The sequence below is a fragment of the Novosphingobium marinum genome, assembly GCF_013408095.1.
In the GTDB taxonomy this organism is placed as follows: Bacteria; Pseudomonadota; Alphaproteobacteria; order Sphingomonadales; family Sphingomonadaceae; genus Novosphingobium; species Novosphingobium marinum.
In genome coordinates, this window is sequence record NZ_JACBZF010000002.1 from 495,585 (window position 1) to 512,235 (window position 16,651).

15 protein-coding genes and 1 tRNA gene are annotated in these 16,651 nt (G+C 63.3%); 14 read left to right on the forward strand and 2 right to left on the reverse strand.

Annotation, left to right across the window (positions count from 1 at the left end; all coding sequences use genetic code 11):
* Window positions 1-90: 90 nt before the first annotated feature.
* From FHS75_RS07125 to FHS75_RS07140, 4 genes are read left to right on the forward strand one after another with little or no spacing between them, the layout of a single operon-like run.
* Window positions 91-1,074 (forward strand): Mrp/NBP35 family ATP-binding protein, encoded by a 984-nt coding sequence (locus FHS75_RS07125; protein WP_179406989.1) that lies wholly within the window; start codon window positions 91-93, stop codon window positions 1,072-1,074.
* Window positions 1,074-3,332 carry a molybdopterin cofactor-binding domain-containing protein gene (locus tag FHS75_RS07130; RefSeq protein WP_179406990.1) on the forward strand — a complete coding sequence of 753 codons (2,259 nt, stop codon included), beginning with the start codon at window positions 1,074-1,076 and terminating at the stop codon, window positions 3,330-3,332. The genes FHS75_RS07125 and FHS75_RS07130 overlap by 1 nt, the downstream gene beginning before the upstream one ends.
* Window positions 3,329-4,366, forward strand: a complete 1,038-nt coding sequence (hemH, locus tag FHS75_RS07135) for a ferrochelatase (protein WP_229735509.1) — start codon at window positions 3,329-3,331, stop codon at window positions 4,364-4,366. The genes FHS75_RS07130 and hemH overlap by 4 nt, the downstream gene beginning before the upstream one ends.
* Before the next feature lie 58 nt (window positions 4,367-4,424).
* A complete protein-coding gene (locus FHS75_RS07140; RefSeq protein ID WP_179406991.1) occupies window positions 4,425-5,441 on the forward strand; it encodes a hypothetical protein in 1,017 nt (338 codons plus the stop codon).
* A 56-nt stretch (window positions 5,442-5,497) separates the two neighbouring features.
* On the opposite strand, the gene FHS75_RS07145 is transcribed toward FHS75_RS07140, so the two are convergent.
* On the reverse strand, window positions 5,498-6,379 hold the full coding sequence (locus FHS75_RS07145; protein ID WP_179406992.1) for an IS1595 family transposase: 882 nt from the start codon (window positions 6,377-6,379) through the stop codon (window positions 5,498-5,500).
* 108 nt (window positions 6,380-6,487) lie between these two features.
* Here FHS75_RS07145 and FHS75_RS07150 point away from each other — a divergent pair, with 108 nt between their 5' ends.
* The 6 genes from FHS75_RS07150 (at window position 6,488) to FHS75_RS07175 (ending at window position 12,555) form a co-directional block, all read left to right on the forward strand.
* Complete coding sequence (locus FHS75_RS07150; RefSeq protein WP_179406993.1) at window positions 6,488-7,468, forward strand: winged helix DNA-binding protein; 981 nt, start codon at window positions 6,488-6,490, stop codon at window positions 7,466-7,468.
* A gap of 151 nt (window positions 7,469-7,619) precedes the next feature.
* Window positions 7,620-9,389, forward strand: coding sequence for a cation:proton antiporter domain-containing protein (locus FHS75_RS07155; protein ID WP_179406994.1), 1,770 nt, complete (start codon window positions 7,620-7,622; stop codon window positions 9,387-9,389).
* Window positions 9,390-9,446: 57 nt separating this feature from the next.
* Window positions 9,447-10,277, forward strand: a complete 831-nt coding sequence (locus FHS75_RS07160; protein ID WP_179406995.1) for a TIGR00266 family protein — start codon at window positions 9,447-9,449, stop codon at window positions 10,275-10,277.
* A 69-nt stretch (window positions 10,278-10,346) separates the two neighbouring features.
* A tRNA-Val gene (locus tag FHS75_RS07165) sits at window positions 10,347-10,422 on the forward strand.
* A 166-nt stretch (window positions 10,423-10,588) separates the two neighbouring features.
* Window positions 10,589-11,812 carry a tyrosine-type recombinase/integrase gene (locus FHS75_RS07170; RefSeq protein WP_179406996.1) on the forward strand — a complete coding sequence of 408 codons (1,224 nt, stop codon included), beginning with the start codon at window positions 10,589-10,591 and terminating at the stop codon, window positions 11,810-11,812.
* A 5-nt stretch (window positions 11,813-11,817) separates the two neighbouring features.
* Window positions 11,818-12,555 (forward strand): hypothetical protein, encoded by a 738-nt coding sequence (locus FHS75_RS07175; protein ID WP_179406997.1) that lies wholly within the window; start codon window positions 11,818-11,820, stop codon window positions 12,553-12,555.
* Window positions 12,556-12,592: 37 nt separating this feature from the next.
* Here FHS75_RS07175 and FHS75_RS07180 read toward each other — a convergent pair whose 3' ends face one another.
* On the reverse strand, window positions 12,593-13,711 hold the full coding sequence (locus tag FHS75_RS07180; RefSeq protein WP_179406998.1) for a hypothetical protein: 1,119 nt from the start codon (window positions 13,709-13,711) through the stop codon (window positions 12,593-12,595).
* A gap of 184 nt (window positions 13,712-13,895) precedes the next feature.
* On the opposite strand from FHS75_RS07180, the gene FHS75_RS07185 reads away from it, so the two are divergent.
* The 4 genes from FHS75_RS07185 (at window position 13,896) to FHS75_RS07200 (ending at window position 16,322) form a co-directional block, all read left to right on the forward strand.
* Complete coding sequence (locus tag FHS75_RS07185) at window positions 13,896-14,798, forward strand: hypothetical protein (RefSeq protein ID WP_179406999.1); 903 nt, start codon at window positions 13,896-13,898, stop codon at window positions 14,796-14,798.
* A 63-nt stretch (window positions 14,799-14,861) separates the two neighbouring features.
* The gene (locus tag FHS75_RS07190) at window positions 14,862-15,104 is read left to right on the forward strand and encodes a helix-turn-helix domain-containing protein (RefSeq protein WP_179407000.1); all 243 of its coding nucleotides are present in this window, start codon (window positions 14,862-14,864) and stop codon (window positions 15,102-15,104) included.
* Between the two features lie 166 nt (window positions 15,105-15,270).
* Window positions 15,271-15,471, forward strand: a complete 201-nt coding sequence (locus FHS75_RS07195) for a hypothetical protein (protein WP_179407001.1) — start codon at window positions 15,271-15,273, stop codon at window positions 15,469-15,471.
* 269 nt (window positions 15,472-15,740) lie between these two features.
* Entirely contained in the window at window positions 15,741-16,322 is a 582-nt protein-coding gene (locus FHS75_RS07200) for a hypothetical protein (protein WP_179407002.1), read from the forward strand.
* Window positions 16,323-16,651 lie beyond the last annotated feature (329 nt).

Below are 16,651 nucleotides of genomic sequence, written 5' to 3' on the forward strand. Positions count from 1 at the left end.
TTATAGGAATGCCTGACGTACAAAAACAGTGCCAAAGCGCGCTTTTTCCTTGCTAGGGGGCGCGGCGAGGGCCACCGGCAAGGAGAAACGATGACTATCGAGCTTCCCGCAGACGTTTCCGGAAGGCTTCCCGACGATGTGACGGGGAGGCTGCAATCCGCGCGTCTGTCCGAGGGTACCGCCACGCTCGTGCTCGATGTGTCGGGTCTCGAAGGGCTCGCCCGGGACAAGCTCGAGGTTGCCGCCAGGGATGCCTTGCGCGGCGCGCCGGGTGTTCGGGAAGTACGCGTGGCGATGACCGCCGACCGCGTGACGCGCAAGCTTGTCGCCGTGGCATCGGGGAAGGGCGGCGTCGGCAAATCGACGGTCGCGACGAACCTTGCCGTGGCGCTGTCCCGGGCGGGGAGCCGTGTCGGCCTCGTCGATGCGGACATCTACGGTCCCTCGCAGCCGCGCCTGCTCGGCAACGAGGGACAGAAGCCCGAAGCGCGCGACAAGCAACTCGTTCCCGTTCCGAGCGAATGGGGCATCCCGCTCCTGTCGATGGGGCACCTCGTCGATCCGGGCCAGGCGATCGCCTGGCGCGGGCCGATGGCGGGAAGCGCGCTTGCCCAGCTTGTCGATGCCGAATGGGGCGATGCCGAACTGCTCGTCGTCGACATGCCGCCCGGGACCGGCGACGTGCAGCTGACCATGATGCAGCGCTTCAAGCCCGCGGGCGCGGTCATCGTGTCGACGCCGCAGGACCTTGCCCTGATGGATGCGGCACGCGCGGTCAGCCTGTTCGACCAGGGGGGAATCCCGATTGTCGGCCTCGTCGAGAACATGGCCGGGTACGTCTGTCCGCATTGCGGCAACGTCAGCGATCCGTTCGGGTCCGGCGGTGCCGAGGCGGCGGCGCGCGAAATGGGAATGCCGTTCCTCGGGCGCATCCCGCTCGACACGACCATCCGGCAGGAAAGCGACGCGGGCCGGCCCGTGGCGGCGGGCGAGGGCCCGCAAGCGCAGGCGTTCGCCCGTATCGCAGGGCGTATCGCCGGGTGGCTCGAAGGCTCCGGCGAAGCGAAGACCTGATGCACGTTTCGCGGCGGGGCCTGCTGATCGGAGGGGCTGCGGCGGGCGGCCTCGCCGTCGCGTGGCTGCTTCGACCGCGCGACTGGCCGCTGCCGCTCGACCCCGGTCGCAACGAACTTGCATTCGGTGCCTGGCTCAAGGTGGCGATCGACGGCGTTGTGACCGTCGCTGTCCCCCAGCTGGAGATGGGGCAGGGCATCACGACGCTGATCCCGCAGGTCGTCGCGCACGAAATGGGGGCCGACTGGCGACAGATCGCCGTCGAGCCCGCCCCGGTCAGCGCGCATTACGCCAACACCGAACTTGCAGCCCGGTGGTCAGAGATGTGGATGCCCTTCCTGCCTTCGCTGGCGGGAGAAGCGGACGACGTCCTCACGCGTCGCTGGGCCGAGGGTGCGCGCTTCATGGCGACGGCGGACGGTACGTCGCTGGCCGCCTTCGAGCAGCCGGCGCGCGAAGCCGCCGCCGGAGCGCGGGCCATGCTGGCAATGGCGGCGGCGGAGCGCTGGGACGTGCCCTGGGAGGAATGCCGCGCCGAGAACGGGTTCATCGTCCATGAGAACCAGCGGCTGTCCTTCGGCGCGCTTGCCCCCGGGGCGGCGAGTTTCGACCCCCCCGATCCCGCGCCGCTGCTCCCTGTCGCTCCGGGCGAGGGAGCGGAAGAACCGGCGGAGGGCGCGCCGCTGCGGTTTCCCAGGGTGGACCTTCCCTCGAAAGTGGACGGAAGCTTCCAGTTTGCAGGCGATGTCCGGCTGCCCGGCATGGTCTATGCAGCGATCCGGCACGGACCGGCGGGCCGCGCGCGCCTTGCCGGGTTCGAAGCGTCAAGGGCCGCCGGCACGCGAGGCCTGCTGAAGCTGGTGAAGGGTACCGACTGGCTAGCGGCGGTCGCAACCTCGTGGTGGGCGGCGGATCAGGCGCTAGCCCGGATCGCGCCGGAATTCACGGTTTCGAACGCCGCCGACAGCGCAGAGATCGAAGAGGCGCTGGAAAAGGCGCTGCGCTTCGGCCCGGCGGAATGGTCGCACGAACGGGGCGATCCCGGTGCCGTGCTTGCGGACGAGTTCGACGTGGCCGAGCGTTACTTCGCGGCGCCCGCACTGCATGCGACGCTCGAGACGGCCAGCGCGGCTGCGCGCTTCGAGGACGGCCGGCTCGAACTCTGGATCGCAACCCAGGCCCCTGAACGCGCCCGCGCCGCCGCGGCCGGCGCGCTGGGGATCGGAGTGCGCGACGTGGTGCTCTATCCCATGCCCGCGGGTGGAAGTTACGACCGGCGGCTGGAGCACGACCATGCCATCGAGGTCGCGCTGATCGCGCGCGAAGCAGGCCGGCCCGTTCAGCTGACCTGGTCGCGCTGGCAGGAGCACGTGAGAGGCTGGCCGCGCACGCCGGTATCGGCGGTCATGGCGGCCCGGACCACCGCTTCGGGCGACGTGACCGGCTGGAAAGCGCGACTTGCAATGCCGGCGACCGCTCGCGAATTCGGGCATCGCCTGTTCGACGGCGCAACCGCGTCGGCGGCGATCGCGGACAGCGCCGGCAAGGGCGACGCGCTGGCGATGGAGGGCGCGATCCCGCCCTACGCCATAGAGCACATGGCGATCGAGCACGTCCCTGCAACGATCTCGCTGCCCACCTCGCGCCTTCGCGGAAACGCGCACGGGTACACCGCTTTCTTCACCGAGACGTTCGTCGACGAGCTGGCGCATCGTGCGGCGCGTGAGCCGCTGTCCTACCGCATGGCGCTGCTCTCCGACGACCTGCGGCTCGCCGAATGCCTGCAACGCGTAGCCGGTCTCGCCAATTGGGGCGGAGGCGTGGACAACAGCGGGCAGGGCATTGCCTGCCACCGTATCGGGGAGGGGCGGATCGCCGCCGTGGCGACGGCACGGCGCGACCAGTCGGGCGTCAGGGTGGACAGCATCTCGGCGGTTGCCGACATCGGCCGCATCGTGAACCGCGACATCGCCCGCCAGCAGATCGAAGGCGGGATCGTCTTCGGCCTCGGCCTCGCGCTCGGCTGTTCGACGACCTGGGAGCGCGGCATCCCGGCCACCGGCAGGCTCGCCGCGCTGAACCTGCCGGTCCTTGCCGACTGTCCTCGCATAGACGTCGCCTTCGTCGGCAGTGGTGCCGCGCCGGCCGACCCGGGAGAGCTGGGCGTCGCCATTGCCGCCCCGGCGCTCGCGAACGCGCTCTTTTCCGCAACCGGCCTGCGTTTTCGTCGGCTTCCCCTGCTATCGGAGGAATTGTGACCGACACGACCGCACACCGCCCGGACGATCATCGGGACATCCGTCACGGCCGGATCGGCGTACTGCTGGTAAACCTCGGCACACCGGACGAGCCGACAACGAAGTCCGTCCGACGTTACCTGGCGGAGTTCCTTTCGGACCCGCGCGTGGTCGAGATACCGCCGATCATCTGGCAGCCGATCCTGCGCGCGATCATCCTCAATACGAGGCCCAAGCAATCGGCCCACGCCTATCAGCAGGTGTGGACAAAGGAAGGCTCTCCGCTCGCGGCGATCACCAGGCGACAGGCCCGGGCCCTCCAGACGCGCCTGGGCGAGGATGCCCGGGTCGACTACGCGATGCGATACGGCAATCCGTCGATCGGGCGGCAATTGCAGGCGCTGAAGGACGAGGGGTGCGACCGCATCCTGGTGGCGCCGCTCTACCCGCAATACTCGGGCGCGACGACCGCCACGGTGGTGGACTCCGTCGGGGATGCCCTGCGCACGATGCGCTGGCAACCGGCCACGCGGACCATGCCGCCCTACCATGACGACCCGGCCTACATCGAAGCGCTGGCGAGGGACGCGGCACGGCAGATGGCGACACTCGATTTCGATCCGGAAGTGCTCTTGCTCAGCTTCCACGGCATGCCGGAGCGAACGCTCCTGCTCGGCGATCCGTACCATTGCCAGTGCCGCAAGACCGCGCGGCTGCTCGGCGAAGCGCTCGCACAGGACTATCCCCGCCTGCGCATCGACACGACGTTCCAGTCCCGCTTCGGCCGCGCCAAGTGGCTGGAGCCCTATACCGACGATACGCTGGCAGCGGAGGCGAAGACGGGGACGAAACGCCTCGTCGTCGCGGCACCCGGCTTCACCGCGGATTGCCTCGAAACGCTCGAGGAACTGGAGATTCGCGGGCGCGAGCAATTCCTGGAAGCGGGCGGAGAACGGTACGCGACGCTGAGTTGCCTGAACGACGGTGCCGCCGGAATGGACCTGATCGAATCGCTGGTGCGGCGCGAATTGTCGGGCTGGCTCGGGCGCGGATAGTCCATTCTTGGGCGATTATCCCCTTCCGACAAGTGCGGGAGGATGATATGGGCAACGAATGTCGGATCGCTTCTCGTTTTGGAAAACACTTTGGCGGCAGCGCGGCGTCGCGTTGCTCACATATTCGTTTGGCGGCCTCGGTGTTTATGATGCTGCATCTTCTCAGTTCGAGTTGCCCAAGCTTGGAGGATTCGTCCCTTGGGTTTCCAACAATATGAGTGGGATGCTTTTGCCTTGGTGGGGTTGGTTGCTCATCCTCCAAGGGGTGGCCTACTACGCACTTTTTGAATACGTGCGCACACGAACCGACCATTCACCTGTGACTACAGAAACCGAGTCTGACTTGAATGAAATTGATCGTGCGTTGTCTGATTGCCGGGGTGAAGACGGAAACTACGACTACCAAATCGTCCGTTCGAAAATAGATCGCCTGACCGATCCAAAACGAGAATTTTTTGAAGCGTTCGATGAAGCGCTTCAAAAAGACCGAGAGGCCGCGTCCGTTATTTCGGCCGCTCCGTCACCGTTTTCATATAACCGTCAGGAAGGTGAGAAGGAGCTTGTTGCAGGGAGCGGAGATGACCTGGGTTACGAATATCCAAAGGCGATCTTGAAGCCGGAAATTCCAAAAGCAAGGGGTGATAAGGGGGCTATTTCCGGCCAACCCGCTCATGAGATGAGTATTATCTTGAAAGTCTGCACTGATCATCACGATGCAGTGCATGATTGTTCTGTCTTTCTTGATTGGATGGCGATCAACGGGCGGGTTCAGTCTGTTGGTGAGGTCATGCGCGCCGGCAAGAATGGAAGCTTCATAACCCTCCCTCAAAAGGGTTACAGATTTACATTCCTATCGAGAAACATCAGCGACAACGTTACGCCGGAACCGTTTCTTCTACGCCTTCAAAATCGCAGAATGCCGCTTGCCGAACATACAACCTATCTGCTTGGGCTAGAACTTAGATCGAAGTACATTTGGCCAACTCTGGCCACCATCGAACTTCATACTGGTAAAGGTTTGGATGCCGAAGCGAAGGTAATCGAAGTTAAACTCCCCGAGGAAGCTAATGTCTGACACTTCGTCAAAACTCTTCGACCGCCTTTTAAAAGCGATGACCGAAGGTGAACCGCCTAGCGGCGAAAAGCAGTCATCAACTCGCCAATCATCGTCTCAGGACGATCCCGGCGATTGTGACGGTACTCGAACTCGCCGAGATACTTCGGGAGATGCTTCCCGCTGACGTGGATATGCGTGCCGTTGATCGACCTCTTGAGCTGCGCCCAGAAGCCTTCGATCCCGTTCACGGTGACGTGACCGCGCGCATATTCCTTCTCGTCGTGGTTGACCGACTTGTGCCAGTAGCCGTTCACCCCTTCGAGGCCCGTGTAAGAGGTATGCTGATCGGAATGCACTTCGGTGTAAGGCAGGACGTTGGCAGTCACATGCGGCAGCAGGGAACCGCGACGACGGTTCGGGACGACGCGAGTGATGATATTGCCGTTGCGCTGCATCATGCCGAAGACGAGCGTCTTGTTGCCCGTATAGCCATGCCCTCTGCCCTGCACTTCGCCGCCGATAAACGTCTCGTCGATTTCTACAGTGCGAAAGGGACCGCCGAGCGGTTCATCTCCATCGCCGATAGCCATGTACTTGCGGATTTCGTGGCACATGCGCCACGCCGTCTTGTACGTCACGCCAAGCTGGCGCTCGACTTCCTTCGCGGCAACGCCGCTCCGGGTGCTGCAAAACAGGAACATGACGTAGAACCAGTCGCGCAGCGGCGTGCGGGTACGATGGAACGGCGTCCCGGCAGTCGGGTAAACCTGATGGCCACAGTGCTCACAGGCGTACGAGCGACGCTCCCTGACGCGATAGAAATGCGCGGATTTGCCGCACTTATCGCAGTCGTGGCGGTCGCCGTAACGAACACGCATCAGGTGCTCAAGGCAGCTTTCCTCGGTCGGAAAGCGGTCCTGAAACTGGCGAAGAGTGGGGGCCTTAGGCTTTGTCATACCTATTATCTAGCAGAAACCATTACTTGTCGCAAGGGGATAATCGCCCATTCTTGACATATACCCTTTTTGTTCTACCCATGTTCGCAAGAACGGAGTCGGAACATCATGCAGGCCAATTTCGCGTACGACACATCGTCCAGCGATGCCGCGGGGCTGCCGCTGGCGGTCTCGATTTATGCCGACAGGGCTCACTTGCGCGGCACGATGCGCGATGATGCCGAATCGGCGGGGTTCCGGGTGACGGTGGCCTCGGGCCTTGCCGAATTGCTCGAGGGCGAGGCGAGGCCGCTCGGCGAGGTGGTGCTGGTCGACTGTCCGGCAGTCGATGGCGCGACACTGGCCGCCCTTTCGCGGCTCGATATCCGCGCTGCCCGCTGCGGCGCTTCGCTGATCGTCTCCACGGCTGTCGATGCGCTCGACGATGTTTTTTCCTGCCTCGACCAGTCCGGCCCGCAGATCCTCGTCGATCCGACCCGTGCCGAACGCGTCGTAGCTCTCGGGCATCTGCTGTCCCGCCTTCCGCAAGGGCAGGTCAGGGAACTGGGCGAGGAAGACAGGCTGATGATCCTGCGGCTTACCGAACAGGTCAGCAGGATCGCCGGTCGCCTCGACAGCTTCGAGGGAACGTCCACCGATCGCGGGCCGGAGCCGGAAGGCGGTGCGCTTTTCCGCTTTGGCACGGGCGATGGCGGCAAGGATACGCCGGAACGGCAGCTGATGAAGGCTGCCCGGCCCTCGCTTCCCGATCCCCGGCTCGTCCGGCGGATGATCCGGCAGCGGCAATTGCGCGCGCGGTTCTTCGACGGAGACCTCTTCGCCGACCCGGCCTGGGACATGCTGCTCGACCTGACTGCCGCGCGCGCCGAGCATGCCCGGGTTTCGGTGACGTCGCTGTGCATCGCGTCCGGCGTGCCCCCGACGACCGCGCTGCGCTGGATCGGGCAGATGACCGAAGCGGGGCTTCTTCGACGGATCGAGGACGATACGGACAGGCGGCGCGCCTTCATCGCGCTGACCGAGAAGGCTGCGGAGGCGATGGCGCGGTACTTCGCCGAAATCGGAACGCCGGTTCCCGCCTCGATCTGAGCATCGCTGCGAGCAATTGCGAGGGGTCGGCTTATGGCATAGGAATACCTGCCGCCGACGACAGGATTACGATGCCGCGCCCTATCGATCCTCGCCCCCATGAGCGTCCCGGCGACCGCGATTCGCGCCGCCCGCCGGACGGATCGCGCTGATGCACGGCGGCGGCCAGGCCATATTCGTCTACGAAGGCGCGCTTCTCCTCGGCTTCGCGATGCTGTTCGTGCTCGTCTTCCGCAAGCTGGGTCTCGGCGCCACCCTCGGCTACCTGATCGCCGGTGTCGTGGTCGGTCCCCAGGTGCTCGACCTGATCGGGGGCGCGGAGGACAAGATCGACATTGCCGAACTGGGCATCGTCTTCCTGCTCTTCGTCGTCGGCCTAGAACTCAATCCCGCCAGGCTGTGGCGGATGAAGCGCGACATATTCGGGCTGGGGACGATCCAGGTGCTGCTGTGCGGCGTCGCGCTGACCGGCGTAATCCTGCTCTCTACCGGCTTCACCGTGGCCGCCGCCCTCGCGCTGGGCCTGCCGCTCGCGCTCTCCTCGACGGCGCAGGTCCTGCCGATGCTGCAGTCCGCCGGCCGCCTGCGGACCCCTGTCGGCGAAAAGGCGTTGTCGACGCTGCTTTTCCAGGATCTCTCGATCATTCCCCTCATCACGGTGATCGCCGCGCTCAGCCGCAATCCGGCGGACGACGCAGGACCTGCAGGGTGGGAACTCGCTGGGCTGACCGTCATCGCCGTTGTCGGCCTCGTAGCCATCGGCCGTTTCGTGATCCAGCCGCTGTTCCGTCTGATCGCGGTCCTCGGCGAGCGGGAGATGTTCGTCGTGGCGGCGCTTTTCACCGTCCTCGCGTCGGCGGGCGCCATGCAGTACTTCGGGCTTTCGACAGCGCTCGGGGCCTTCGTCGCCGGGGTCATGCTGGCCGACACGCCGTACCGGCACGAGCTGGAGGCGGACGTCGAACCTTTCCGCTCGATCCTGCTCGGCCTGTTCTTCCTCGCAGTGGGGATGATGCTCGACTTGCAGGTCATCGCCGACGACCCGCTGTTCGTGCTCGCCATGGCGGCGGCGCTCATCGTCACGAAGGCGGCGGTCATCTTCGCTCTCGGCCTGCTGTTCGGCCTGCACTGGCGCGGCGCTTTCGCGCTCGGCCTGCTGCTGAGCCAGGGGGGCGAATTCGGCTTCGTCCTGTTCGCACAGGCGCAGGAGGCGCTGCTCATCGCGCCGGAGGCGGTCAGCCTTTTCGGGGCGGTGATAACGATCTCGATGGCGTCCACGCCGTTCCTGATGGCGGCGACCCGACGCCTGCGCCGGGAAGACGCCGCGCAGGAGGCGACAGGCGAACGCGACGGCCCGCTGGCGGACGGGGCAAGCGCCATCGTCATCGGCTACGGGCGGTTCGGCCAGACCGTTTCGCAGATGATGCTTGCCAGCGGTGTCTCGGTCACGCTCATCGACCGCAACGTGAGCCAAATCGACATGGCGGGCGAATTCGGGTCGAAGGTCTACTTCGGCGATGGCACGCGGCTCGACGTGTTGCGGCAGGCAGGTGCCGCCCAGGCCGATGCCATCCTCTACTGCGTCGATGGGGAGCGCCTCACTCCCGAATTCCTCGACGAGGTGTGCAAGGCCTTCCCGAAGGCCCAGATCTACATCCGCGCCTTCGACCGGCGTACCGTCATGCGGCTCGGCGAGCCGAAGGGCATCACGGTCGTACGGGAACTGCTCGAATCCGCGATCCGGATGTCGCGCCAGTCGCTCGAGGACATCGGGCTCTCGCTGGAAGACATCGACCGTGCCGAGGACCGCTACCGCCGCAACGACCGCGAGCGCCTCGACCGGCAGATCGAGTCGGGCGACCTCAAGGCCGCGCGCGACAGGATATTCACCCGGCCCGCCAGACCCGGAGACGATGCCTGACGGGCAGCGAACGAACAAACGAGAATTGCAGCGCACACACTAACGGAGGCCCGATCGATGAACACTGCCAGCCCCTGGTCCCACCAGCGCCAGTCGGGCGTTTCCGACGACATCGATTTCGAGGTCAGGGGACACGAACTCCAGTTCGTCGAGATCGAGCTCGATCCCGGCGAAAGCGCGGTTGCCGAGGCGGGCGCGCTCGTCTGGAAGGACGGGACGATCGAGATGACCACGGTGTTCGGCGACGGTCGCGGCCAGGACGGCGGTTTCATGGGCAAGATGCTCGGTGCCGGCAAAAGGCTGGTGACGGGCGAAAGCCTGTTCACGACCGTCTTCACCCACCGCGGATCGGGCAAGGCGCGCGTCGCCTTCGCCGCGCCGGTGCCGGGCATGATCATGCCGCTCAAGCTCACCGACGTGGGCGGCACGCTCATCTGCCAGAAGGACAGCTTCCTCGCGGCGGCGAAGGGCGTTTCCATCGGCGTCCACTTCCAGCGCCGCATCCTCACCGGGCTGTTCGGAGGCGAAGGTTTCATCATGCAGAAGCTCGAGGGCGACGGGTGGATATTCGTCCAGATGGGCGGCACCATCGTAGAGCGCGAACTGGCCGCCGGCGAGGAATTGCACGTCGATACCGGCTGCCTTGCCGCCTACACGTCGGGAGTGGACTTCGACCTGGTGCGCGCGGGCGGGGTCAGGAGCATGGTGTTCGGCGGCGAGGGCGCGTTCTTCGCGCGGTTGACCGGGCCGGGCAAGGTCTGGATCCAGTCACTGCCCTTTGCGCGCCTGGCGGGCAGGATGCTTGCCGCCGCGATGCCCAGAGGCGGCCAGAACCGGGGCGAGGGCTCGGCGCTCGGCACGCTGGGAGACCTGATCAGCGGCAACTGACGGCCTGCATGGTTACTTGACCGAAAGGCGATTGGCGCTACAGCGCTTTCGCCCCGGCAAGCCGGGACAGGGCGGTTAGCTCAGTTGGTAGAGCATCTCGTTTACACCGAGAGGGTCGGCGGTTCGAGACCGTCACCGCCCACCACATTTCCATCCAGTAGTGTCCAAATTCGTCTTTACAGCGGCAGGAAAACCGCCGTATTTTGCCTTTCATTGGCCGATAGCGTCCAAGCGTGTTCGCTGGAAGCCACTCCGGATTGGGGGCCTGATTGGGGCCTTTTCGAATCCGGGGCTTTTGAAAGGCCCCCAGAATGGCGCTCACAGACACGGCAATCAGGAAGGCCAAAGGTCGCGAGAAGGAATACAAGCTCGCAGATGGGGGCGGGCTCTACCTTCTCGTCACGCCGGCTGGCGGACGACTCTGGCGCCTCAAGTACCGCGTCGATGGCCGCGAAAAGAAGCTGGCGATCGGCAGCTATCCGGAGATCAGCCTGGCCGATGCCCGCAGGCGGCGCGATGAAGCCCGCGAACTGATCGCGGCCGGCGTCGACCCTTCCCGCGAGAAGCAACAGGCGAAGCATCGTGCCAAGGTGAATGCCGCCAACACCTTTGGCGAGATCGCACAGGAGTTCATCGACAAGCGTCGCCGCGAAGGGCTTTCAACGTCCACGGCGGACAAGAGCGAGTATTACATTTCGCGCATGGGACCAGCGATTGCCCGCCTGCCAATTTCAGAGATCACTGCCCCCGATCTGCTGGCGGTGCTGCGCCGGATCGAGGCCAAGGGAAATTATGAGACGGCGCGCCGGGTGCTGCAGCTGGCTGGGCGCGTCTTCCGCTATGCCGTGGCCACCGCGCGGCTGGCATCGGACCCCAGCCGCGATTTGCGCGGCGCGCTTACCTCTCCCCAGCCCAAGCATTATGGCGCAATCATCGAGCCCAAGCGTGCTGGCGAACTGCTCCGGGCTATCGACGGTTATGAAGGGCAGGCGATAACCAAGATCGCCATGCAGCTTTCTGCCAACGTGTTCGTTCGTCCCGGCGAACTGCGCCACGCCGAATGGGGCGAGATCGATCTGGACGGGGGCTTGTGGACCATCCCCGCCGACAAGATGAAGATGCGCCGGCCACACCAGGTGCCGCTGTCCCGCCAGTCCGTTGAACTGCTGCGGCAGGTCCATGAGATCAGCGGGCCAAGCGGATACGTGTTTCCGTCGATCCGCACTAGCATGCGACCGATGAGCGAGAATACTATCAACGCGGGTTTGCGGCGGCTGGGATTCGGCGGCGACGAAATGACCGCGCATGGCTTCCGCGCCATGGCGTCTACGTTGCTGAACGAGAGCGGCAGGTGGCATCCCGATGCGATCGAGCGCGCCCTGGCACATGGCGACGAGGACCGCGTGCGCGCGGCCTACCATCGCGGCGCGCATTGGAGAGAGCGTGTCGCAATTGCCCAATGGTGGAGCGATTATCTCGATCAACTCCGCAAGGGCGCGGACATCGTGCCGTTTCCCGACAGGGAAGCGGGATAAATCCGATGGACGACAGACCCCGTATCGGCATTGATCTGGAGAAACTCGCTGACGCCCTGCCAGCCGAGTACACACAGCTGGCCGGCAAGATTCGCCGATGCCGCGATAGCCATTCGGTCCATACTGACCTTATGCTCGCATCCGACATGATCGGCTCAGTTGAGGCCGCCTTCCGAGCGACGCAGGACGGGGTTGAGTGGGCGCAGCATGCTGTCCCCGCTTTGGTCTACAGCGCCATCATTCTGTATGCCCGCGCGATACACACGGGCTCTGGACATCGCGCGCGGATCAACCTGACCAAACATCTCACGCCAGCTCAAAAGGCGCGCCACGAACGTATTGTGACACTCAGGAACGATGCTCTTGCGCACTACGGTCCTGGCGAGACTACCGAGGGCTTTACATGGAACGAGGAACGGCTGGTGATCCCCCTCGATCGGCCGAACGATGCTCGGATCATGTTGGCCAGCCGCCGGGTCGGATATGCTCCGGGCCTACCTTCCGAGATGGCCGTCCATATCGCTCAGGTGTTGCTCTTGGCCCAACGGGAAATTGAACGGCGCGATGCCGAGTTGGTCGATGCGCTGAACGCCGCCATCGATAGCGATGACGGGTTTTTCGATTTGGCCGCTCAACACAAGATCGATCTGAACGCCATGTTTGGAGGCCACCCGGCAGCAGCGCTGCTTGACGGGGACCGCACTGGCTTGCGGACGGAGATCGTATGGGGCTCGAAGGTGTAGGCAGCGCAAAAGCTCATGTGTCTAACTGGCGCTGCCCTCAAGTATTAGGCAGCTCGAAGATCACGTCTCTGCCAAACACCACACCGCATGCTTCGCAACCCGCTTTCATGATGCGATGTTTCTCCCGATTTGCGATGTTCGTCCCAACAAACCAGCCTGGCACAAGTTCTACAACGGTGTGTGCTAGGTCAGGTCGATCAGGATAAACTTCTGCGGGCGAACGCGCGATATGATTGCGGGTACGTCCTTTGGCGGCGGTGGCGATTTGCTCCATTCTTTCCGGAAATTCGGCTGCCAGCGCCCTCAACAACTCGAGAAACATCGCTGTCGCATCTCGCCCGTGGAGGACGTTTCCACGAAATGTTGCAGAAAGCTGTCGCGGAGTAGCCGGCCTTATCGGACGCGGCTCGGAGCTGGTTTCGGCATCGAGAAAAGCAGGCCGTTGTTCCGGGGGCGCCTTTATAACGCTCGTTTGCCTTTCGGTCGCAAAATCCAAAGTTGATGGCCTACGTAGGATAAAATTCTCGGCCGCTTCCAGCGGGGGACGGATTCCGCACAATGCCTCTGTTCTCTCAACCAACAACTCGATTAGCAAAGGGTCGGGTTCGGTAACGAGTTCCGACCAGGCACGCGCCAAGGTGTCGGAGGCCATGCGCTCGTTGGCACGACTTGCATAGTCTTGCTGCGCATCGGATTGAGCTACACCGCTCCGTTGGCGATCATATGAGAGATAGCGAAAGAGTATGCGCTCACACTCCTCGGGAGACCGTTCCAACAAATCTAGTTTGTAAAGGCGGCGATCTTCATAACTTCCTTGCGCGGATGGGAGATAAAAGCTCCATTTCCTTCCATCAGTAAGGACCGCAAATGGAATGCCTTCGTGAAACGCATACTCAAATAATTGCCTGTCAGCCGCTTCGACTTTTCCTATAGCTTTCGCTTCAATGAAAACACTCGGGCGAGCAGGATAGGCGCACAGCGCATAGTCAACTCGTCTTCCCTGCGAGCTATATTCGGGTAAAACTGTTTGCGGATCGGCGGTATCCCATCCCAGCTTTCCGAGAATAGGCTCGATAATCCCAATGCGAATGGCTGCCTCATTTATGTAGGAGCCACTTTCTAGCCGATGTGCAATCTTTTGAAGAAGGTCAATCATCCCTGTCCCCCCCCTCTCTGAGGGGAACGGTAAAGCTTGAGAGCCCCTTGAGCAACGGTTCACGGTGGACGATGATGGATCAGATTGAACGCGCCAGTACTGTATCTGCCAGCAGACGGGATGGGTAAGGCGAGCCTGCCAGCGCGCTTTTCCGGCGTCCTGTAGAGCTGATTGCGAGAGGGTTATGTCGAGTGATATTCCGCGCGATCTTCGCCGCGTGGTGTTCTTCAAAAATAGAGACGGCACGCGGGGAAAGGATGCGTCCGGCAACCTGCTTGTCGACGCTCTTGGCATGCCAAAACGCCATGAGGTGTCGCCGATTTGGGCAATGGTCGGCCCAGAAGGCAACAAGGCCGATGGTGAAATTCTCCCTCGATACCAGGAGGCGGCCATCTCTCTCGCCACCTCCCCTTTCTTCAAGCGCACATGGGATTCGGACTTCGACGGCGCGAAGTTCTTTATGATCCGCGATCGGTGGATCGAGGCGTGCGAGGCAGCTCGAGCGCACGATTGGGATGTTGATCTGCGTCATGCCGAGTTTCGCCGGTCCATGGACGAAAGAGCTGCCGAAGTCGGGCGGTCCACACGGCGGTTTCGCAACGCGATCGCCATGGATCGACAATGGGGCGCACAAAAGCTCGCATTCTTCCTTTGGGCTGCATTCGAGAATCGCGACGTCGGAGACGATGAAGCCGGGAAGATGATGAGTTCGGTTCCGACCGACGCGATTCTTTGCGCGCTCGATCGCTTCGCAGAGCACTGTGAAACGCCATTAGGTCGCGGCAGCGGCTCGATACCCTTCGGGCCAGTTCATTTTCTCAAGCTACCAAGGCGGCTGACCGCAAGTATGGTTGAGGTGGCGCTGGCGCTGGAACTGGCGGACCTTTTTTCTTGCTGGCGGGCCTATACACCGAAAGTGCTGCCATTGGCGGGGCGCACGCCGAGCCTCACTAGCGGTACGCCGTGGAAGCCGCTTACGCACTTTGTCGATGCGGCGTTCGGGAACGAGGGATCAACGCCCGGCCTTCAAAAACGGGCGGAAGCTATGGCCGTGAACGTCGTGATCTGGGGTCTTCCTTCCCGCTGAACGAACGGTGCCATCATTCTTTGAGCTTCGTTCAGTGGTCGAGGTCGCAATAATTGGCCGGGCTTGTCGAACGTCCATAACTGTTTAGCCCTCGCCAACCGCAAACGAGGTGCGCCAATGCAGTCTCAAAATCTCAATCCTCCGAAGATCGCCTACAGCATCCGCGAGGCCGTTCAGGTCTCCAGCCTGTCCCGCAGCACGATCTACAACCACATCACCGCCGGCCGCCTGAAAGCGAACCGGATTGGAGGCCGCACGCTGATCCCAGCCGACAGTCTGCAAGCGCTGATCGCAGGGGAGGCATGACCAATGTCACAGACATGCAAAACCCCGCCGGTGGGCGGCGGGGCTTCGCGCGATCAACTTGGCGGCTGGTCGCGAAGCCTTCATACCTCTGAGGTCCACCGGACGCAATTCCCGATGGCCCGGCGCCATGGCGACCGCGGCGATGCGCTTCGGGAGGGCATCCGCAATGGCTGAGCCCTTCACAGACTTTCGCGCCGCGGCGCGGGCGCTGCTGACCGTCGATGTGCTTTCCGAGAAGGAAGGGCAGTTCTGCGGCGGGCTCGCGTTTCGATCGGCATCGCTAAGCGAGAAGCAGGCGAACTGGCTGCGCATCCTGCTCGCCCGCCACGCCCTGCCTGCGCTGACCGCGGGAGGCGAGGATGGTTGATCCCCCATCAGGTCGCCAGGAGGCTCCACAGGCCGCTACGGAGCATCTGGGACGGTTGCAGCGTCTTTCCCTCGCCGTCGTGCGCCTGGCGGGCCCTCAGGGGCTTACGGCACACGAAACGGCATATTGGCTCAGGATTGACCGCGCCACGATCCAGCCGCGGCTCTCCGAGCTGCGTAGCAAGGGTCGGATCACGGATAGCGGCATGCGTCGCCGCAATGCCAGCGGCCGACGCGCGATCGTCTGGGTCGTGAGGGATGCCTTTGCCGGTGGTTAAGGATCGCAGGCGACGCAACAGGCCGAATGCTACCGGGAGGAATGATACCAGCCGTTTCGTTCGGCTGGACTATCGCCTGCTCCACAGCAACGCCTATCGCAGTCTCACGCCCAATGCTCGCGTCCTGCTGATCGAACTCGGCATGCTCTACAACGGTGACAACAACGGCTCGCTCTATCTGGGCGTGCAGGATGCCGCCCACCGTATGGGCCTGGCCGATCATCATGCCGCCGGCCGCGCCTTTGACGAGCTGCAATCGCTGGGTTTCATCGAGATGACGCAGGATGCTTATTTCGAGGTCAAGGCATCGGAAACGTCACGGGCACGAACCTGGCGTCTCACATGCTTTCCGCGGCCGGGTCGCAAGCAAGCGGACTGGACATTCATGGAGCGGGAGCCCGAACCGCAGACGGCGGAGCGGCGGCGAATGGAACGCGGTCAGCGCGCCTTGAAGGCATACCGGAAGGCCCGCGATCTGAACAAGCTACCGGTGGTGGATTCCACCACGATAAAGAAAAATGCCGGTGGTGGATTCCACCATGATGGCCCTGTTTCGGACGGAGACCGGTGGTGAATTTCACCACGCGAATCGAGCGTAATGGGGGTTTTCCGCCAAAGCCCTGCGTGGTGGATTCGCACCACTACATAGCTATTACCATGCGTACTGTAGCGCAGCGGTGCGAACTTCGCTGCGTACCCTGTTCGCAAGCTCGTCCGACCTTTGAATGCTTGCGAGACTGGAACTTCTAACTGAACCCAATGCCCGGAATGGCATCTGGCAGGAAAAAAGCGGTCCCCTAGCGCTTCGGCTGGATGGACTTGCGAGGTAGGACCCACGGATTTCATGCATCCGATCGCTGCACGTTGACTCGATGCCTCGCTCGCATAGCTTGCTGCCCATAC